20 protein-coding genes are annotated in these 20,744 nt (G+C 39.9%); 5 read left to right on the top strand and 15 right to left on the bottom strand.

Annotated features, from left to right (window positions below):
* Window positions 1-304: 304 nt before the first annotated feature.
* The 3 genes from K3T81_RS09770 to K3T81_RS09760 form a co-directional block, all read right to left on the bottom strand.
* On the bottom strand, window positions 305-1,303 hold the full coding sequence (locus tag K3T81_RS09770; protein ID WP_238019693.1) for a LacI family DNA-binding transcriptional regulator: 999 nt from the start codon (window positions 1,301-1,303) through the stop codon (window positions 305-307).
* A gap of 228 nt (window positions 1,304-1,531) precedes the next feature.
* The gene (locus K3T81_RS09765; protein WP_238019691.1) at window positions 1,532-2,170 is read right to left on the bottom strand and encodes a YesL family protein; all 639 of its coding nucleotides are present in this window, start codon (window positions 2,168-2,170) and stop codon (window positions 1,532-1,534) included.
* 207 nt (window positions 2,171-2,377) lie between these two features.
* A complete protein-coding gene (locus K3T81_RS09760; protein ID WP_106897614.1) occupies window positions 2,378-3,148 on the bottom strand; it encodes an acetoin reductase in 771 nt (256 codons plus the stop codon).
* Window positions 3,149-3,436: 288 nt separating this feature from the next.
* Here K3T81_RS09760 and selD point away from each other — a divergent pair, with 288 nt between their 5' ends.
* From selD to K3T81_RS09740, 4 genes are all read left to right on the top strand, one after another.
* Window positions 3,437-4,489, top strand: coding sequence for a selenide, water dikinase SelD (selD, locus tag K3T81_RS09755; protein WP_238019689.1), 1,053 nt, complete (start codon window positions 3,437-3,439; stop codon window positions 4,487-4,489).
* Window positions 4,490-4,545: 56 nt separating this feature from the next.
* A complete protein-coding gene (mnmH, locus tag K3T81_RS09750) occupies window positions 4,546-5,604 on the top strand; it encodes a tRNA 2-selenouridine(34) synthase MnmH (protein ID WP_238019688.1) in 1,059 nt (352 codons plus the stop codon).
* 215 nt (window positions 5,605-5,819) lie between these two features.
* Window positions 5,820-6,446 carry a DUF421 domain-containing protein gene (locus tag K3T81_RS09745; RefSeq protein ID WP_238019686.1) on the top strand — a complete coding sequence of 209 codons (627 nt, stop codon included), beginning with the start codon at window positions 5,820-5,822 and terminating at the stop codon, window positions 6,444-6,446.
* Entirely contained in the window at window positions 6,391-6,855 is a 465-nt protein-coding gene (locus tag K3T81_RS09740; protein WP_338044638.1) for an acyl-CoA thioester hydrolase/BAAT C-terminal domain-containing protein, read from the top strand. Before K3T81_RS09745 ends, K3T81_RS09740 begins: the two co-directional genes overlap by 56 nt.
* Before the next feature lie 177 nt (window positions 6,856-7,032).
* Here K3T81_RS09740 and K3T81_RS09735 read toward each other — a convergent pair whose 3' ends face one another.
* The 12 genes from K3T81_RS09735 to K3T81_RS09680 all read right to left on the bottom strand — a co-directional run bounded on the left by K3T81_RS09735 (window position 7,033) and on the right by K3T81_RS09680 (window position 19,771).
* Window positions 7,033-8,295, bottom strand: coding sequence for a TRAP transporter large permease (locus K3T81_RS09735; RefSeq protein ID WP_238019682.1), 1,263 nt, complete (start codon window positions 8,293-8,295; stop codon window positions 7,033-7,035).
* Window positions 8,292-8,813, bottom strand: coding sequence for a TRAP transporter small permease (locus tag K3T81_RS09730; RefSeq protein WP_106897625.1), 522 nt, complete (start codon window positions 8,811-8,813; stop codon window positions 8,292-8,294). The genes K3T81_RS09735 and K3T81_RS09730 overlap by 4 nt, the downstream gene beginning before the upstream one ends.
* Window positions 8,814-8,895: 82 nt before the next feature.
* A complete protein-coding gene (locus tag K3T81_RS09725) occupies window positions 8,896-9,906 on the bottom strand; it encodes a TRAP transporter substrate-binding protein (protein ID WP_238019680.1) in 1,011 nt (336 codons plus the stop codon).
* 22 nt (window positions 9,907-9,928) lie between these two features.
* Window positions 9,929-11,080, bottom strand: a complete 1,152-nt coding sequence (locus K3T81_RS09720; protein ID WP_238019678.1) for a glycerate kinase — start codon at window positions 11,078-11,080, stop codon at window positions 9,929-9,931.
* Between the two features lie 89 nt (window positions 11,081-11,169).
* Complete coding sequence (locus tag K3T81_RS09715; protein ID WP_238019905.1) at window positions 11,170-12,273, bottom strand: CdaR family transcriptional regulator; 1,104 nt, start codon at window positions 12,271-12,273, stop codon at window positions 11,170-11,172.
* A gap of 103 nt (window positions 12,274-12,376) precedes the next feature.
* Window positions 12,377-13,201, bottom strand: a complete 825-nt coding sequence (locus K3T81_RS09710) for a sugar phosphate isomerase/epimerase family protein (RefSeq protein ID WP_238019676.1) — start codon at window positions 13,199-13,201, stop codon at window positions 12,377-12,379.
* A gap of 37 nt (window positions 13,202-13,238) precedes the next feature.
* The gene (locus tag K3T81_RS09705) at window positions 13,239-14,429 is read right to left on the bottom strand and encodes a dihydrodipicolinate synthase family protein (RefSeq protein WP_238019674.1); all 1,191 of its coding nucleotides are present in this window, start codon (window positions 14,427-14,429) and stop codon (window positions 13,239-13,241) included.
* 10 nt (window positions 14,430-14,439) lie between these two features.
* Window positions 14,440-15,603, bottom strand: coding sequence for a Gfo/Idh/MocA family protein (locus K3T81_RS09700; protein ID WP_238019672.1), 1,164 nt, complete (start codon window positions 15,601-15,603; stop codon window positions 14,440-14,442).
* 126 nt (window positions 15,604-15,729) lie between these two features.
* On the bottom strand, window positions 15,730-16,548 hold the full coding sequence (locus K3T81_RS09695) for an AraC family transcriptional regulator (RefSeq protein WP_238019670.1): 819 nt from the start codon (window positions 16,546-16,548) through the stop codon (window positions 15,730-15,732).
* Between the two features lie 156 nt (window positions 16,549-16,704).
* Window positions 16,705-17,628, bottom strand: coding sequence for an LCP family glycopolymer transferase (locus tag K3T81_RS09690; protein ID WP_238019668.1), 924 nt, complete (start codon window positions 17,626-17,628; stop codon window positions 16,705-16,707).
* A gap of 253 nt (window positions 17,629-17,881) precedes the next feature.
* Window positions 17,882-18,361, bottom strand: coding sequence for a FixH family protein (locus K3T81_RS09685; RefSeq protein WP_238019666.1), 480 nt, complete (start codon window positions 18,359-18,361; stop codon window positions 17,882-17,884).
* 21 nt (window positions 18,362-18,382) lie between these two features.
* Entirely contained in the window at window positions 18,383-19,771 is a 1,389-nt protein-coding gene (locus K3T81_RS09680) for a PepSY-associated TM helix domain-containing protein (protein WP_420830815.1), read from the bottom strand.
* Window positions 19,772-20,060: 289 nt separating this feature from the next.
* Here K3T81_RS09680 and K3T81_RS09675 point away from each other — a divergent pair, with 289 nt between their 5' ends.
* The gene (locus K3T81_RS09675; protein ID WP_238019664.1) at window positions 20,061-20,660 is read left to right on the top strand and encodes a TetR/AcrR family transcriptional regulator; all 600 of its coding nucleotides are present in this window, start codon (window positions 20,061-20,063) and stop codon (window positions 20,658-20,660) included.
* The last annotated feature ends 84 nt before the right edge of the window (window positions 20,661-20,744 follow it).

The raw sequence follows: 20,744 nt of genomic DNA, 5'->3' as shown, positions 1-20,744 counted from the left end.
ATTCGCATGTTTTATAGCGAATGTGTAGTTTTTCTTATACTTTGGACTTTAGAATATAAAATATTGCACAACCATCGTTCCTCTACTTTTCGCACCTACGCCCCCTTTCCTTTTCACATATACAGATCAGGTAAAGCGCTTTACTATGAAAAAGCATACTAGTATTGGAGATTTTTTTAATATACGGTATATGATTACGCTTACATTTAATGAATTATACAGTTTTTTGCCTATTTTCACTTATTTTTCGTTCCACTACTTTAGTAAAGCGCTTTACCTTCTAGCAATAAAATTTTCTAATCCCTTATAATGCACTGCAGGAATTCCGTTTAATTAACTGGACAGGAACGATTTTATCCTGATTGTTTTTAGATAGCCCATTAATCTTATCGAGTAATAGTACCGCAGATTGCTGGCCAATCAGTTGTTTATCCTGTCTTATTGTTGTTAATGGTGGGTCTACATGCTTGGAAAGTGGAATATCATCAAACCCAATTACCGAGATATCCTCGGGTACACGAAGTCCCGCTTCTTTGATTACTTTAACAGCCCCTAGTGCCATCTCATCACCTGCGACAAATACCGCCGTTGGTGGAGCTTCCAAACCCAATAACCTGACCATTGCCTCACGACCACCCTCATAGGAATAATAGCCACCATCCACTATGTACTGTTCTGGTATGGTTAACCCCTTTTCACGGGTGGCAAGTTTAAATCCTCTTGTGCGTTCAACAGCTGTGAACATGGTATCACGTCCAGCAATATGGGCAATTTTTCGATGCCCTAACCCATACAGATAATCTACTGCCAGCATTCCACCTTGCTTGTTATCACTGTATACTGCGCTTGACTTTTCAATCGGCATATCAATGAATACCGTCGGCAATTTGGAAGTGGAATATTCAATCGCTTCTTCCCCTAATGATTGGACCACTACTACCCCATCCACACCTCGATGTTTCAAATGTTTATAGGTTCGCTTTTGCAAGCCCATGTTACGAGAAACAAAGAGTAGATCATAATCATATAGCTCTACTTGTTTTTTAAAGCTCTCGATGACTTCACTAAAGAATGGATGCGCCATGCCGACACCCAAATGCTCTGCGAACACCACCCCAATCATCCAGGATTTGTTTGTAGCCAACGTACGGGCAGAAGAATTTGGTGTATACCCCAGCTCTTCTACTGCTTGCAAAACCTTCTTCTTTGCTTTTTCACTTACATTTGGATAGTTGTTTAATACTTTGGATACCGTTGTAATCGAATACTCTGTTGCTTTTGCTATGTCATAAATTGTTGTCATGTTCTACTCCTAACGAAAGCGCTTTCCATCTTAATATAGAGCGGTTCGTTTGATTTGTCAATAGTTTCTGATAATTTATCCCGGAGCACCCGTCCGTAAGACTCCCACTTCAAAATATGAGGTGAAACAGTGATGTTTAAGCGGGAGTAAACGGACGTTAACATCCCGATTCGTTCAACTAACAATCAGTGGGGGAAGAATGAGAGCCCCGCTGATTGAAGTTTCACTTTACCTTGCTTGGTGTTTCACACGTTTTTGATGTAGTTGGAACGTCTCCATCTTCCCAAATGCCTGCAAAGCACAGGCCTGAATAAGTAACACAGGGATACTTACCCCGAAGAACAACAGGGTAGCTGGAAAAAGAAAAGCAAGAAGTGAAATAAGTGCTAAGCCAAAAATAATTAAAACAACAGACAATGGAGATATTCCAGCTGCTAGCACAGCATATGTAACATATTTCCAGAAAGGAAGGTCAAAATGGGCATGGACTGCAAATAAATAGCTTGATAGAATAACAACCAAAATGGAAAGCAAGAGAAGCGCTGGAAATACGATATAATCTATAAATACATCATAGGGTAATGTTTGAATGATTGAAAAATCTACATAAATAAAGAGATAAATAGGAAAAAGTAGTAATGTTAGTTTATTTCCTTTCCAAAACTCATTCCGATATGTGTTAGCAAAAACCTTCCATGTGGAAAACCCTTCTCCCTCTCTCAGCCGCTTCCTTATTACGGTGAATGCACTCAATGTTGCTGGTCCCACACCTAACACTCCGGCACCAAGGATAGAGAATAGAATCCATAATACATTCACATAAGCCATTCGTGCGACCCACTCAAATAAACCATACAATCCTTTCATAGGCATTCTCCCCACTATTGAAATAATCATTTTCTTTGCTCTATTAACTAATTCCAATATAATGCAACCAGCCATTGTTCGCAATAGACATTAACGACATAAAAAGATGAAAAAGCTGCCGGGTAGCACCCGCCAGCTTCATGTAGAACGGAAATGAAAACCTTATCGATTGAAGATTCCCCATTTCCTTTTCATTTCAATTATAAATTAGTGTACTTCAATTCCACCATCAATGTTGATTGCTTGTCCTGTCATATAATCAGCATCAGATGAAGCAAGATAAGACACTAAGTTTGCAACATCCTCTGGAGTTTGAGAGCGCTCTAGTGGGATGCCGTTTACTTGTTCTTGCCAAGCTTCCCCTTCTTTTAAGCCTTTATATTCTACCATTCCTTTATCAATACGATCCCACATGCCTGTACCAACGATACCTGGGCAATATGCATTTACTTTAATATTAAATTGGGCAAGCTCTTTAGCTGAAACTTGAGTCAGACCATGGACAGCAAATTTTGTTGCTGAATAAGCGCCAAGTAATTCAAACGCTGTTTTACCGGCAATACTGCAGGCATTAATAATTTTACCGCCATTTTCTTGTTCTTTCATCTGCTTCGCTGCTGCTTGTGTGCCATAGACTGTTCCGTATACATTGACGTTAAAGATTTTGTCCAGATTATCTGGTGTTATATCTTCAACCGCCTCTACTTGGTCAATGCCAGCATTGTTAATAAAGACATCAACCGAACCGAATTTATCAACTGCTTTTTTAACTAGATCAAATTGGTCCTCTTGTTTCGCCACATTTCCTTCAACCGCGATAGCATCAATGTTATTCTTTTTAAATTCTTCTACCGTTTCCTGGGCTAGGTCAATATTCATATCGTTAATAACAATATTAAATCCGTCATTCCCCAGTCGTTCGGCAATCCCTTTACCGATACCTTGTGCTCCACCTGTAATGACTGCTACTTTACTCAAAAATATCACCTCTCCTAAAATTTATCTCATAGTTTTTTTACCCTAGACCTTTTTGACTAAAACATTGAAATAAAAAAGAACTGGTATCTTAAAAAGAAATGTTAATGATAGCAGTCTTACCATGTCTTTCCTCGACATTTGGGCAGTTCCCTATTAGATTCTTAACTCCTTTTTACCTACAGTAAATTTGCACAGACTATGTTGCCATTTCAGTTTATTACCATGCAATTGCGGAATAGTTGGACTATAATAGGGAGAAAGCAAGGCTTTAGAAAGGAAGATGAATCTATGACGAATGAAACAACGATTAAGTTAACCTCCCTATCATCCAAACGCGGATGTGGCTGTAAAATTGGCCCCGCGGATTTATCGGATATTCTCAGAGGGTTACCTCCTGTATCCCCAAACCCAGATTTGCTTGTAGGATTAGACACAAGTGATGATGCAGGAGTATTTCGTATCAATGACGACACAGCACTTGTACAAACGGTTGATTTTTTCACACCAATTGTAGATGATCCCTATTCATTCGGACAAATTGCTGCAGCAAATGCGATTAGCGATGTCTATGCGATGGGCGGCACACCGTTAACTGCATTAAACATTGTTGCTTTTCCAATCGCTACGCTTGATAAACAAATCCTTACTGATATTTTACGTGGTGCAGCGGACAAGCTGAAAGAAGCAAATATCACACTAGTTGGTGGTCATTCCATAGACGACAAAGAACCCAAATTTGGTTTAGCCGTGACAGGGACTGTCCATCCTGATAAAGTCCTTACAAACGCTGGAGCAAAGCCTGGTGATAAATTAATATTAACGAAACCCATTGGTGTAGGTATCACCACAACTTCTCTTAAAAAAGGATTGCTCACAGATTCTGAAATCGATGTGGCAACGAAAACAATGGCTACACTGAATAAGACAGCAGCAGAAACGATGCGTCCGTATGACGTCCATTCATCCACTGATGTAACGGGATTCGGCTTACTAGGCCATGCATCGGAAATGGCAAAAGCTAGCAATGTCACACTGCGTATCGTAAACGAAAACGTTCCAAAGCTCTCAAGGGTAAAGGAACTCGCTGAAGCAGGTGCAGTGCCTGGTGGGACAAAAAATAATTATGCCCATTTGCAGGACGATATCGTTTTCGAAGACACAATGGACCAAGTCGATCAATGGATCTTATGTGATGCTGTAACCTCTGGTGGTTTATTACTTTCGGTTCCGGAAGAGGAGGCGAGCGATCTCCTTAAAGCTTTACAGCAAGCAGAGGTGGAAGCCGCTATGATTGGAGAAGTAATCGAGAAGAAATCTAAACATATTTACGTTGAAGCATAGAAAATTTTGCCTGGCTTGTACGTCACACTAAAAATCAGGAGAAAGGTGGGCTACTCATGTTTGAAGATATTAACGTAGATTCATTACGTGCCTTACATCATGCCGGTGAACTAACGATAATTGATGTCCGTTCACCTTCTGAATATAAGGATGCAACTATTCCAGGTAGCATCAACATCCCCTTTTTCAATGACGAAGAAAGAGCAGAGGTTGGAACACTCTATAAACAGATAAGCCCTGAAGCAGCAAAAGAAAAGGGGCTTGAGATCATCTCAGCAAAGCTACCTGCTTTTATCCAGGAATTTTCTGGAATACCTGGAGCAAAAGCTGTTTTTTGCTGGCGTGGAGGAATGCGAAGTAAAACCTCTGCAACCGTTTTAGATTTAATGGGAATTAAAGTGAAGCGATTAGTTGGGGGTTACCGTAGTTATCGTAATTGGGTTGCATCAACACTAGATGCGTCTAATTGGAAGCATGAGGCTTTTGTACTCAATGGCTATACTGGATCTGGAAAAACGAGAATACTACAAAATCTAAAAAATGCAGGCTATCCGGTACTTGATTTGGAAGGAATGGCGAATCACCGCGGCTCGATTTTTGGGCAAATTGGTTTGGACCCATACAATCAAAAAACATTTGACGCCTTATTTGTTGAAGAGATGGAATTAATCCATGACGCCCCTTACGTTCTGTTTGAAGGGGAAAGTAAACGTATAGGAAAAGTATTGTTGCCTACAGCTCTTTTGGAAAAAAAGGAGCAGGCTACACAACTTATCCTTCACATGCCAATAGAAGTGCGTGTTCAGCAAATTTTGGAGGACTACCAACCATGGGAGCAAAAACAAGCATGCATTGAAGCATTTAAACGAATTAAAAAGCGAATCCATACACCTGTTGCAAGCCAAATAGAAGCTGACTTAAATACAGAGCAATACGCTTCAGCAGTTAGACTGTTACTTGAGTACTATTATGATCCGTTATATGACCATCTTGTTGACCAGATTCCCTCTAAAAAGAAGGTCAGCCTCACGGCAAATTCCATAGAGGAAGGGACAAGTTTGGTTACTGATTATCTAGCTACGAAGAACATTGCACAGCATCGCTTGCAAGCGTAGCGTGTTGCAATTGCTTAATCTACCATCTTGCAGTTCAAACCATAAGGAAAAGCATGCCCCTCGATTAAACGAGCAACATACTTTTCCTTTTAAATTCGGGCTACTATTCTTCTATTCCTCCACTCAAATTCTGCTACTTGTAAAGTTTAGCAAGGTATAATTTTCAACAAATGGAACAAGGTAAATACGAGTATATTTAGATTGGAGTTTGGTCTGTGGAAGAATCTCTTTTCATTCTCTATCGCACCCCCATTGCTTTCATAGCAATTTTGCTGTTTTTTAAACTGACAGGGAAAAAGGATATTGGGGAGATAAGTGTTTTGGAGATCGCGGTCACGCTTATGATCGCTGACTTAGGTGTAATTGTTATCGAAGAACAGGAAAGATCTCTGTTCACAGCACTCCTACCAATTTTTCTCCTTGTTCTTATTCAATACATTGTATCCAAACTCACATTGAAAAGCCAAAAAGCTCGTGACGTTATTGACGGAAGGCCCTCGCTTATTATTGAAAATGGAAAATGCCATCAACAAAACATGAGGGATAATGGCTACACGGTTGACGACCTTTATACCCAGCTTCGTGATAAAGGCATCGCAGATATCTCAACCGTCAAATACGCTATGATCGAAGCCTCGGGTGCTTTTTCTGTCTTTGATTACGACACCCCATTTAGCCTGCCTGTGATTGTGGACGGCGTGGTACAGGAGGAACAACTAGACATCCTGCGCGTTAATAAAGACTGGCTCTTTAGTCAGATCAAGCAGCGCGGACTTACCGTAGAAGATATATTTATTTGTAGCTATACAGACGGAGAGCTTTATATGGAGGAGAAGGAGTAAGACGCCACAGTTATCTCATAACAAAGAAGGTAATACCAAAGCAAGGATTTCTGTAGAGGATATTAAAGTCCCTATCATGTTTATTGCTGGAGGCGATGATCAATTATGGCCTTCAGAATGCTTTGTGAAAATAATGGAGGAAAAGCTGAAAAACGAGTCAAATCACCACCGTTATCTCTATTATGAAAAAGCGGGACATTTTTTAGCTTTCCCATACAGCTTTGTCAAACTGCCTGCCAATGTTCATATGGTAGTTGGCGGAGGAATGACCATGACCTTTGGTGGTTCAAAGGCCGCTAATGCAGAAGCTGCCAGAGATTCGTGGAAAAAATGCTTGTTTTTCTTTATGAGAATAGTTCCCATTAGATTGGCTATAAGAGGTACAAACAAGGCAGCTTCAATGTTCTGATCAGCATTATAGATATACATTTAAGAACCCCTGCAACTAATAAAGCTGCAGGGATTCTTATAGCTGATGGACTCAAAGCTCCATTTCAGCTTGATCATTCTATAAGTGTCTTAATAAATAAAACGACTACTAATGCCCCTCCCTCTTATTAGATTGTTATAACAACCATAATAAAAATTATTCAAATACATCTAATAAGAAAAGCGATAGTTCCGGTATAAGCGTTATAACGAGCAAGGCAAAAATCATAACGAGAATAAAAGGTGCTGTACTTTTTATCACGACAGTTAAGGATGTCTTGCTAATACCTGAAGCGACAAATAAATTTAATCCGAATGGTGGCGTAATCATTCCAATTGAAAGTGCTACAATCATAATGATTCCAAAGTGGATCGGATCTATACCGAGCTCGAGGACCATTGGCAGGAATAATGGAACAAAAATTAACACAGCTGCACTTGTATCCATAAACATTCCTACTAGCAATAGAATGACAATAACTAATAGTAGAAATATCAACTCTGTATTAGCATACTCAAGAAAAACGGAAGCTAGATTTGTAGGTATTTGCTCGTATGTCAGATACCAACTGAACACATTGGAAGCCGCGATAACGAGCATGATCATGGATGAGGTGATGACGGATTTTTTCGTAACGTCAATTAAACTTCTCACCGTCAATTCTTTATAAACAAACAACCCGATGATTAGGCTGTAAAAGATTGCGACAGCAGCTGCCTCGGTTGGAGTGAAAATCCCAAAGTAAATTCCGCCTAATACAATAACAGGTAGGAGTATTCCCCAGATTGCTGAAATGAATGACTTCCCTACTTCTCTTAAACTGGCCTTTCCCTCTGGTTTAAATCCTTCCTTAATAGAAATGATAAAACTTACTAAAATAAGTACCAATCCGATAAAAATACCTGGAACTATTCCAGCAAGAAACAGATCACTAATCGAAACCTCTGCAGATGAACCATACACTAGCAAAGTTATACTTGGGGGGATAATGATCCCTAAGGTTCCCGCTGTTGTCATTAAACCAATGGCAAACTTACGTGAATATCCTGCATCATCTAAGGAAGGAATCATGAGGCCACCAATTGCAGCTACCGTTGCTGGACTCGATCCAGATAGGGAAGCAAATAGCATGGAAGACATGATCCCGGCAATAGGTAGTCCTCCAGTAGTCCAGCCCACCAACTTCTTTGCGAAATCTATTAACCTTTTTGAAGTCCCTCCAGCTAACATTAAATCCCCTGCAAAGATAAAAAAGGGAATTGCCATCAATGTAAAGGAATCTATCCCTGCAAAAATGGTTCTAGAGAAAACATCTATTGAAACTCCTTCTTGTATCATGGCTAAAAAACTTGATAAACCAATTGCAACGGCAATTGGGGCCCCAATAATTAATAAGATGGCAAAAACAACAATAATCATCGCGTTCCCCTCCCATCCGAAATAGGAGGTTTATCATGAGGAGCACTGGTTTTAAAATTGGTAATGTCCTGTATGAATAACTGAAGAAACCGAATTAACATTAATGCTCCACCAACAGGTAAGGCTAAATAAGGGATGGCCATTGGAATCCCTACAGCCGGTGTGACATTACCAAATTCTATAACATTGGATACCGTAATGGACCCTGACCAGATAAGAATAACACTGAATGTCACTCCAATTAAATTTGCTAAAATAGAACAAATCTTTTTAGGTATTGTTGGCAGAAATGCTACCACCGCATCTACAGTCGCATGGGCCTTCTCCCTAACTGCTATACTACTCCCGACTAAGATGAACCAAATTATAATGTACCTTGAAACCTCTTCTGACCAAACTAATGATATATTGAACCCATAACGAAGCACTACTTGCAGAAAGACCAATAAAGAGGCTATAAGAAGAGATAGTACCGCCACATATTCTTCTAGGTTGTTCAACAACTTATTTATTTTCATGTAAATGCTCCTTTTAAATCTATTGAGAGAAAAAAGGGAGAACGGTTTAGCAACCGTTCTATGATTTAACTATTCTCATCCGTTATTTGTTCACTGCTTCTAGCAGTTCTTCACTGCCCTCTAGCTTATTGAACTCATCATATACACTGGACATTGCTTCTTTAAAAGCTTCCTTCTGCTCGACTGACAATTCATTTATACTAATATCTGAATCATTTAGCTCTTCCATATATGCTTCTTCGTCTGTTTTCGCCTCTTCCCATTGCCACTCTGTTACTTCCTTAGAAACTTCATCTACAGCAGTTTGCAAATCCTCAGGTAACTCATCATAAAACTTACTGCTTATTACCAATGGATAGGCCATGTAGCCATGACTGCTTAATGAAAGGTAATCCTGCACTTCATAAAACTTTTTACTTACAACATTTGATAGAGGGTTTTCCTGCCCATCCACTGTACCTGTTTGTAAAGCTGTGTAAAGTTCAGAAAAATCGATGGAAACTCCTCCTGCATTTACTGCCTGAAACTGTGATATTAGAAGCGGGCTTTGAGATACTCTCATTTTAAGTTCATTCATGTCTTCAGGTGTTTCAATTGGATGTACAGAGTTCGTCAAATGCTTAAATCCTCCGTCCCAAAAACCAAGTAAATGCATTCCTTGAGATTCTAATTTATCTCCTAAGATGTTACCAAGCTCGCCATTTGTTGCCTCAAAGGCATGATCTCTATCTTCAAATAAAAACGGTAGGTCAAATACTTCAAAATCTTTCACAAAGGTAGGTAGTACACCGGTGAACGGAGCATTCATTTGCACGGTACCAGACTGCATCTGTTCAATTATTTCTCGATCACTCCCAAGTTGAGAATCTGGATAAACTTCTACTTTAATTTGTCCATCAGTCTTTTCTTCGATTAATTCACCAAATTTTTCTGCTGCCTTCCCTTTTGCCGTAGAAGGACTTACAACATGTGCAAATTTAATGGTATATTCTTTATCCGCTTCCCCAGAAGCTGCGTCCTCCTGTCCACATCCCGTTAGAAACAATACGATCAATAAGCTACCAACCATCCAATTAAAAGCGCTTTTTTTCATCATGAATCCTCCCCAAATTAAATTAGTTTATAAACGTTTTGTGATACGTAATGGATTGACTTGATGCAAAGTGAATGATTTGTTTTGTCTGCTCGTATAATAAATTTTTTGCCTCTTTCATGGACTCTTCTAAAGTTAAAGGTTTATTAATAATTGAGAAACAACCTGAAAACCTCTCCCTTAATGCATCTAAATCTCCTACCAAGCTACCAGATAGAAGGATAGCTGTTACATGGTGTTTTTTTGCAAGTAATGCTACATGCCCCGGGGCTTTCCCAAATAAAGTTTGATTGTCACTTTGCCCCTCTCCTGTAATCACAAGATCAGCATGCTGAATCGCCTCTTCTAAATGCATCGTACTTGCCAACAACTCTGCCCCTGACACTAGTTGAGCACCAACTGCCAGCAATGCGAATCCCATTCCACCAGCTGCTCCTGCCCCTGGCTCCTCTTTCAGAGGTCTCCCAACTATCTCTTCGATTAGGCTGGCATAACGCTCTAAACTCTGGTCATATGTGGAAACTTGTTGCTTGTTAGCTCCCTTTTGTGGTCCGTACACAACACTTGCTCCATTCTCACCACATAGTGGATTTCGAACGTCACATGCTACTCTTATGTCTACATTTTGAATCCTTTTGTCTAGATTTTTAAAACTAACTCTACTGATCTTGTGTAGGTCTTCCCCAAAACCTGCTACTGGCCTACCTTCCTTGTCCCACGCCTCCATCCCTAAGGCGAGTAACATTCCTAACCCCCCATCATTTGTGGCACTTCCACCGATTCCTAAGATAATTGACGTGGATCCTTTCTCAAGTGCATTAAGAATAATCTCCCCAACCCCATAGGTTGTCGTGACATCTGGATTTCGTTTTTCTAACGGGACCTGCACTAATCCCGCTATATTTGCTAGCTCAATGACGGCCTCTTTAGAATCTAACATGACATAATTAGTTGAAATTTTGTCCCCTAGAGGCCCCGTACAATCTATTGTGATTTGTTTCCCAGATAAGGAAGCCAATAGCGCATCACTTGTTCCCTCACCGCCATCTGCCATTGGTTTTAGCGTTACCCGATGGCTTCGGTCAAGATCCAGAATGGCTTTTTCCATTGTCTTTGCTACCTCCATTGCTGTTAAACTACCTTTAAATGAATCTGGTGCAAGAATGATATTCATAGTAAACTCCTTTTTCATTTACATATCATTTAACTACAATATGACAGCGTTTACAATTATCAAAATAAACAAAAATACTAACTATTTAGTTAATTAATTTGTATCATTGCACAAATCTGTTTTGTTCGTACAATCTTTAATATGCATGAATCGTTAAATACTCTCGGATCTAGTCCTGTCTTTTTGTATACCTTGTCCAAACGATATAAAAGTGTATTCCGATGGATATGCAAAAAGGCTGCGGTCTTTTTTATAGAGAGATTGTTATTTAAAAACGCATCTATGGTCTCCAGGTACGTACTTTCAAGATTCCGGATTTTACTCTCATAATCTGATGAAACCAACATGTATTGCTCATTGTCGATGGCTAATGTTAATCGTTCCATTACCCAATCCCAACTATAGGAAATCCTATCTTTTCTCTCTGAAAAAGCAAGGGCATGTTTTGCCTGTACATAGGAGTTCCTTATTCCAACAAGGCCAAACCCTTCCTCACCTACTCCAAGACGAGTATAGTTCCCGCTTAATTTCACTAATTTGTTGCATAAGTATTCAAGTCTGGTAAAATCTCCAGGTATTGCGATAACAATTTCATTTTCCAAGAAGGGGAGAATAAATAGAGTGTCCAAATCCATGCTTTGTATCTCTCTTTTTATCGTAGTCAGTACATCCTGCTCTATCGTTCCAAATAATACCACTGCTCTCCAATCCGCACGATAATTAATTTGCAGGGAATAGGTTGCATCCTCTTCAAGTTTTTCTTTATTAAAACCACTGGGATGGAGGAGTTGGTGCAACCAATAATTCCATTGCCTTTGCTGGTAGTGTTCCTGCCTTTCGATATGTATCTGCTCCAGCACTACTTCTACTGCTGTTCTAATTAAACCAGTAAATTTGTAAATGATATGTGGCTCACCACTAACCCCAACAACTCCAATTTCCTTATCATTGTGGTAAATTGGTAGATTAACACCTTGTTTCGTACCAGGATATCGTGTAAGTTCCTGTTGATCTATAATTAATTCTTTATGTGTTTTTAATACCTCTACTGCCCCTGTATGAAGCTCTCCAACTCTACTATCATCTGTACTCGCAACAATTAAGCCATCTATACTCATAATATTTATATCCAAATCTGTATACTTTGCTACTTTACTAATTATTTTCTGCCCAAGCTTGCTTGTAATTTGCATTTGCAAGAGATGCACCCCCTCACTATTTATGTAGCCGTACACAACAAATGAAAACGCAGGAAAGAGAATAGCACAAAGCCATTCTCGTTTAGAAAAAAGTCTATTAGACATAGTGAACAAATCGGTCTTTAATTGTTGCTAACACTTCATCTCCTGCCATATTCCAAAGATCTTCATTCATAATTTCTACTTCTATAGGACCCTGGTAACCAGCTTTTTCTACTGCCGCCCTGATTCTTGGGATATCAATTACTCCATCTCCCATTAACTTTCGAGCTTTAAACGTGTCCGTTATTGGGACGTTCCAGTCAGAAACATGAAATCCTAGAATGCGACCTTCTGCTCTCTCAATCTGCTGATATAGTTCAGAATCCCACCAGACGTGGAAGACGTCTACGACCACCCCAACTTGATCAGGCGCATACTTTTCGGCTAGGCTCATTGCTTCTCCTAACGTTACAACAACTGAACGATCAGCTGCATACATTGGATGCAAGGGCTCAATTCCCAATTTCACACCATGTGAGGCAGCAAACGGTACGAGTTCTTCAATTCCTTCATTTACCCATCCCCGGCATGCTTCAATATCATGTTCAGAACTTGAACCACACACCAGCACCAACACATCTGTCCCTAATTCTGCAGCCTCTTCTACGGCTCTACGGTTCTCATCTAAACTTTTTTTCCTTAACGTTTTCGTAGCTGCAGGAAACATTCCACCCCTACAAAGACTGGAAACCTGTAAGCCAGCATCCTTCACTAACTTTTTACTCTGTTTAAGACCAATTTCTTCTATCTTATGTCTCCATAAAGAAATCCATGGGACTTCTGCTTTCGTACAGGCTTGCACCGCTTCTTCGAGATTTAGCTGCTCTGTTGTGATTTGATTTAAACTCATTCTTTTTAAAAATTCTGTATTACTCCCCATACCTATCTCCCTTCTTTCCTAATCAAACATGGCCAGACTATACGTTTTGTATGGCAACGTTTTTCTGCTCTATCCCTGCCTGCATTAAAGTAAGCTTCATTCTGTATGTTGCAAGTTCTATATCCTGAAGTAACCCAGCTTCACCCGCCATCACAAATAGATCAGCAAGATGGACAATCGAACGCTGGCTTTCAGCCCCACCAATCATCTTAAAATGGGATTGATGACCATTTAAGTAGGCCATAAACACAACCCCGGTCTTATAGGCGTAAGTAGGTGCTTGGAAAATATGGCGAGAAAGGGCTACGGTTTTTTCCAGTAAAGCATCATATTTAGGAAGGTCCCCATCATCTAATGCATGGAGTGCACTAGCGGCTGCGGGAGCAATTGCATCAAATATCCCCAAGAGCGCATGACTGTAGCCATCTTCATCCCCTTTAATTAATTCAGGGTAATTAAAGTCATCTCCTGTATACATTTTCACACTTTCAGGAAGTAATGCTCTCATCTGTATTTCACGTTTATCATCAAGGAGGGAGATTTTAATGCCATCAACTTTCTTCTCATTCTCCTTTATAATACGTAGACAGACTTCCATCGCCTGATCAATATCTTCATACCCCCAGTATCCCTTGAGCGCTGGATCAAACATGTCACCAAGCCAATGAAGAATAACTGGTTCGGATACTTTATTTAAAATATGGCTATAGACTTTTACGTAGTCTTCAGCAGAGGAAGCACAAGCAGCCAAAGCTCTACTTGCCATTAAAATGATACGTCCTCCCTCTTTTTCGACAAATTCGCACTGTTCTTCATAAGCTCTTTCCACGTCTTGGATCGTCACTTGTGAAGTAGGCTGTATGTGATCCGTACCAGCGCCGCATGCTATTTGCCCATTCACTGCCTTCGCTTCTTTTACAGAGCGACTTATCAATTCTTGGGCTGCATTCCAATTTAACCCCATTCCTCGTTGTGCTGTATCCATTGCTTCAGCCACCCCAAATCCTAAGGACCAAAGGTGACGGCGATACGCCAAAGTCTCCTCCCAATCAATTGCACATTGATTAATGGGATCCATAGTTGCCAAAGGGTCGGCAACAACATGTGCAGCTGACAATGCTATACGCTTTTCAAATTGTTTCTTTGGAATAGCAAAGTCTTTTCCAGGTTTCAATGTATGCGCATACAATTCTCCAGACTGATTTGGTAGTAGGATAGAATTATTCATTTAGATCCTCCTATGCATTTACCTTATTTTTAACTTTCGGAACATCAACCCAACGTCTTTCTTCCCATGATTGAAGGGCAATTTCAGCAAGTTGTATCCCTTTCGCACCTTCCATGAGATCCAAATCATATGGTTCGTCTGCAACAACGTGTTTGAGAAACATCTCCCATTGCACCTTAAACGCATTATCAAAGACTTGGTTCTCAGGAACATCGAGCCAGTCATCCTGAAACTTAAATGGATTTGGAATATCCGGATTCCATACAGCTTTTGGCGTGTTTACTCGATGCTGTACTTTACAATCACGAAGGCCTGCCACTGCACTTCCCTCAGTCCCATCAACTTGAACGGTGAGCAAGTCATCTCTGTTCACTCGGACTGCCCAAGAAGAATTAGCCTGCACGATAATCCCATTCTCTAGTTCAAAGGTTCCGTATGCAGCATCATCTGCTGTTGCTTTATACGTTTCTCCCTTTTCATCCAATCTCTTTGGAATATGTGTAGCTCCTATACACGAAACAGACCGAATTGTACCGAAGAGATGTTGGATTACGTAACTCCAATGTGGAAACATATCGACAATAATGCCGCCCCCGTCTTCCTTCCTGTAATTCCAAGAAGGGCGTTGACCTTCCTGCCAATCTCCCTCAAATACCCAATAGCCAAACTCCATACGCACACTTAATATCTCGCCAAAGAAACCAGAATCAATGAGGCGCTTCAATTTCATCAAACCTGGTAAATATAATTTGTCCTGTACAACTCCATTTTTCAACCCGGCTTCTGTTGCAAGTTCCGAAAGTTTAATCGCTTCTTCTAAGTTTGTAGCAGTTGGTTTCTCACAGTAAATATGTTTTCCAGCAGCAACCGCCTTCCGGATACCCTCTGCTCTTCTTACCGTTGTCTGAGAATCAAAATAAATTTGATTGTAGTCATCAGCTAAGGCTTCCTCAAGGTTAGTTGTCCACCGGGTAATACCATGGGATGCCGCAAGCTCTTCTAATCTAGCTTCACGTCTTCCAACTAGAATAGGATCAGGTATGACGGTGTTTCCGTTCGCTAGTTCAACGCCCCCCTGTTCTCTTATTGCTACAATAGAACGAATTAAGTGCTGATTAGTCCCCATTCGACCAGTCACACCGTTCATAATTACACCAATTTTATGTGTTACCATCCCCAATTCCTCCTTTTTTCTTGTTATCCCTATCATAGAGATTTCATCAACGTTCGTCTTATTAAAGGAAGAATATTATTCTCAATTTCGGAAATTAAATGAAAGTTCCGATAAATGCGCTTGCATTTATACTTTGTCTCTTGTACTCATTCCTTGTATGTAGTGATTATTTACGCGATATTTATGGGGAGAGATCTTCATATAATTCTTAAATCTTCTATAGAAAGTGGAAAGGGACTCAAACCCTATTTCAAAACAAATGGAGGCAATGTCCTTGTCTGTCTCCATAAGTAATTTCTTCGCTGTTTCCATTCGTACTTCGTTTAAATATTTCATGGGAGTAATATTATAACTTTCTTTGAAAATTGTATTTACGTGTCGGGTACTAATTCCAAGCCTTTGGGAAATATCACCTGCATCAACAATTTCAAAATAATTTTCATCTATGTACTTTCGTAAACGTTCTGCTCGTAAACTATTGGCATTTGTAATACTCTGTTCTTTATTTGACCTTAGAAGTGTAAGTAGTAATTCAGAAAGAAATATTTTAATAGCCATGAATCGATAGTTATCCTGTTGAGATTGCTCGTAAAGCATCCTGCGAAGCAGTTGTCTCACATGCACAGATTCAAATAAGTTAAGTTCAATAATACGTGTTTCTGCGAAGTTATCTTCTTCTCTTAGAATTTCGTTTATCCCGTTGTCTAGTTGTAGAAGATCAAATTCCAAAACAAGGACGGTCATTTTATCTTCAGCGATGATTGAGTGTTTGGAATAGGGAGGAATGAATGCCAAATTATCTTTTTTAAAGGCATGAACTTGATTGTTAAATATAATTTCTCCTTTACTTTCCAACACATATAAAATTTGATGAACATGATGATAGTGACTTTTCACTAAGTTTTTATCTGTATGTACGTTTTCTTTTATTATAATCCCGGACACTAGCATCCCTCATTTTCACTGTGTTTTTTTGAACCTGTTGCCGTGTTATTTCTAGAAATCTCTACCACTATATTAATTCAACACACTAAAGTGAATTCCTTTAAAGAGCATAGAAAAACAGCACGCTCCCGAGAAGGAACGTGCTGTTATATCGCCTTATGATTTGATATCTGCAATCATGGAATGAACTTTCTGTATTTCTTCATCTGGCACTAGATAGTAATAAATGCCATCAATCGTGGTGCCACTTCCTTCTAACATGTAGTTATCCACGTTTTTACGGACGCCTCTGTAATTAGAGAACAAATTCTTCATGTCTTCAAAGTCTAGGTTTGTCGCCATGTTGTTTCCAAGAACGTCAATCACGCCACCAATTTTATTCACAGAGCCAACCGAAGCTCCTCTATCTACTATTCCTTGAATTACCTGACGCTGACGCTTGGTACGACCGAAGTCTCCAGCGTTATCCTGCTTTCTCATCCGGACAAACGCCATCGTCTTCGCGCCATCCATATCGACAGGACCTTCTGTAAAATTATACTTTCCATCATTCCAAGCAATTTCATTATTCACTGTAATGGTTCCTAGTTCATCAACTAACTCTTCAAGCCCCTCCATGTTCATGCGGACAAAATAATCCAACTCAATATCGAGGAAGTTTTCTACAGTGGCTACCGACATGTCGGGTCCACCAAATGCGTATGCATGGTTAATCTTGTCTTCTGTACCTCTACCGACAATTGTTGCACGTGTATCGCGTGGAATACTGATTATTTGCATGCGATCTGAATCGGGATCAAGTGACAAAACCATAAGAGCATCAGAACGCCCTTTGTCTGCACCCCTTGCATCCACACCCATAAGTAAAATATTTAAAGGCTGCAAATCCTTCACCTTTTTCTTCGTAACTGCTGTATCAATTGACTCTATTGGCTCATTCATCTTTTCATTGACTGTACTTTTGGCATTGTTGTATAGGGAGAAAGCATAAACCCCAACTCCAACCAAAAGCAATAGCACTACAATTATTGGTATCTTTAGCCATAATTTTTTTGACTTCTTGCGCTCAGACCTTCTCATATTTGTGCCCCTTCTCTAACTCAATCTTTATAGTAGTAATCTTTTACCGGTAATCTTAATAAACACTACTCTATTATACCTACAAAACTAGACAGAAAACAACATCAATTACCAAAAAAATACTATATATTGCTGAGGTCGCAGGGCGGTTGAAGCGCTTGGTTGCTCTCTGGCGTTGTTCTTTCTCTCTCGGGGGATGTTCTTTCGCTCATGGCTGATGCTCTCTCACCCAAAGGCGATGCTCTCCCCTGGATCAGTGATGATGCTTATGATCGACTTCTTCCTCTTGGGCGCCCTCTTGCAAAATTTCTAGTTCTTCATCTGAAAGCTCTCCTACGATAAATTGCTTTTTGGGCGTGATGATCGAACCATTAGAACTGGCATGGAGTTTTATAAAATAGAGTCCGTCCTCGTCAAACTCCTTTTTTACATAAAAAGCGCCATCTTCATCCTGCTCTACCTCTTCCATTGGAAACGATAAGGATCCATCCTGCTTCCATATTTCCGCATGCAGAAAGTCTGGACTTTCCATGCTTTCCACGCGTTCCCCGTTCTGCTCAAGCTCAATAGAAATCACGTCCTCCGCATTATCTTTAAAAGATGCTGGGATTTGAATAGCAGCATGCAGGGGAGTTTCTTCCTTATAAAGGCTTGCCACACCTGCATTCAACGAACAAGCACCAAGCACAAGACTGAGCCCAATTAGAACCAAACTGGTTATACCTTTTTTCATCGTATAAGCCTCCTTCTAACATTAGGCATTGAAAAACCGCCGCAATGCAGGAATCCGTTTAATTAATAATAGATCGATAAGTAAAATACAAATAATGGACAAGCCAACTAATGGGAACAGAATTCCTAGTCCGATTAATACGATGAAAAAGAGTTTCGTATTAAAGAGTCCACCAGACTTTGGCGCTCCCATTCCATGCTGTGGTTTTCTTTTCCACCATAAATAAAATCCACTTAATACGATAAAAATGATACCGAGACAAATTGCCAGACTCACAAGTTGGTTCACGATGCCAAACTCTGTCCCTTTATGCAATGTGATGCCTAACGCAACCAGCTTTCCAATTGATTCATAATTGTCATACCGATAATCTGCAAGGACGGCACCTGAATACTGATCAAGGTGCATGGTAATTTCATCCCGTGCTTTAGGTGGAAAAGCAGATAGCGTGTAGACCCCTTCTTCGTCATTTGGAAAAATAACCGTATAGCTTGGATGGACACCCTCTCGCTTGGCGGTTGACGTAATATCATCAATCGAAGCAGGTACTAAGCCCTGCAGATTCGATTTTGGCACATCTAACGTTTCCGCAGCCCATGGCACATCTGCTATTTCCTTTGTTTGCACACCAGAGCTAGGTGCATCCCCCACCCAGACGGACGGTGGATAACCAACTCCTGCGTTTGTTGCAATCGTTTGGAAGTTTGTCCCCCAGAAGCCAGACCACGGTAGACCTGTCATAATTAAAAAGAACATCCCTGCCGCTATCCAGAATGCTGGAACGGCATGCAAATCGCGTTGTAAAGTCATTTTCCCTTTATGAAAACGGGGATAGACTACACCTGCTAGACCTTTTCTTTTTCTAGGTAACCAAAGAAAAATTCCAGTCACAATGAGGACCACACCCCAAGATGCAGCAAGTTCTACGATTCGATCACCCAACGTGCCTACCATTAATTCTCCGTGGAACTCTTCTATCTTATCCATGATGCGATCTTCATCATTTAGCTCACCAAGTGAGTCACCTGTATAAGGATTCACAAAAACAGTCAGAGATTCTCCTTCAGACGACAGTCCAACCTCACTCGAGCGAGTCTCATCCTCACCTGGTCGAAAGCTAGTGATCACCGCACCCGGATGCGTTTCTTTTGCCTGATCTATAATCTCAGAATCTGCAAGTCTCTCATCTTGTGGCGTGACATCATAAAAATCGGCGTAGATCATGTTTTCGATCTGTGGTTTAAATAAATAGACACTTCCCGTCACGGCAAGTATCAGAAGGAATGGCGCGATGATAATACCTGCATAGAAGTGCCATCTCCATACCGTTTTATAGAATAAAGCTCTCTTTTGCTTTTTTGTTTTTTCTTCAGAGACTTGATTAGACATTTCTTCTTTTATGGGATCCATAATTTTTTTGCTCCTATACTTTTCTAGTTTCATGAAGGAATGAACTTAGGTGAGATAAATATTCCTATTTAGCTAACGCTATTCGTTCCATTTTAGATCACTTACCGTACATGTTATTTTGTTATGAAACAATAAGCAAGAGAATTAGTGAGGTTTTTTGTTAAGAATTGTGAATTTGTAACATTTTAGACAAGAAGGTATAAGAAGGAGTTTTTTAAACCTAAGATAAAAACTGATTGACTGATCAAAATAAAAAATGTACAATCAAAACAAAGAAGGAGATGGTGAAATGACTAGTAAAAACTATTTAATTGCTGACGCACGAAAAGAACAAATTATAAAAGCATCCATAGAGGTTTTAACAGAGATAGGATACATCCACACGAGCCTATCCAAAATTGCAAAAAAAGCAGCGATCAGTACAGGGCTGATTTCTTATCATTTCTCTGGAAAAGATGATCTATTGAATAATACGTTAGCTTATCTGGTACAAGAAGAACGAGCTTTTATTAAAGATAAAGTGGAGCAGAAGCAATCCTATATGGAGAAGTTAGTTGCTTTTATTGAAGCAAGTTTGGCATATCAGGTTATCTATCGAGGAAATACAAAAGCATTACTTGAAATTGTTTTTAATGCTCGTACACCAGAAAATGTTCCTTATTATTTAGTGAAAACCGATGCTGACGATGAATTGCATACGTTGTTAAAAGACATTCTGCAAAACGGACAAAAAACAAAAGAACTTGGTGATTTTGATCCCCAGGTAATGACAACAATGATTCGGGGTTCGATATCTGGTTCGATATCGTTGCCACAATACGAAGTGGAGATAAACCTTGAAGATTACAGTGAAAAAGTAATAGAAAGCATCTTAAAAATGGTGAAATGATCGGTCTTTACGTAAGATGTGATTTTTTGTCTTCTCCTTGATTGCCTAGGTTAAAAAACAAATAAGGAAAGGAAGGTAGACGTC

The organism is Oceanobacillus jordanicus (assembly GCF_022095695.1).
GTDB classification, from domain to species: domain Bacteria; phylum Bacillota; class Bacilli; order Bacillales; family Amphibacillaceae; genus Oceanobacillus_B; species Oceanobacillus_B jordanicus.
Note: the sequence above shows the minus strand (reverse complement) of the source record. Positions and strands in the feature narration are given on the sequence as shown.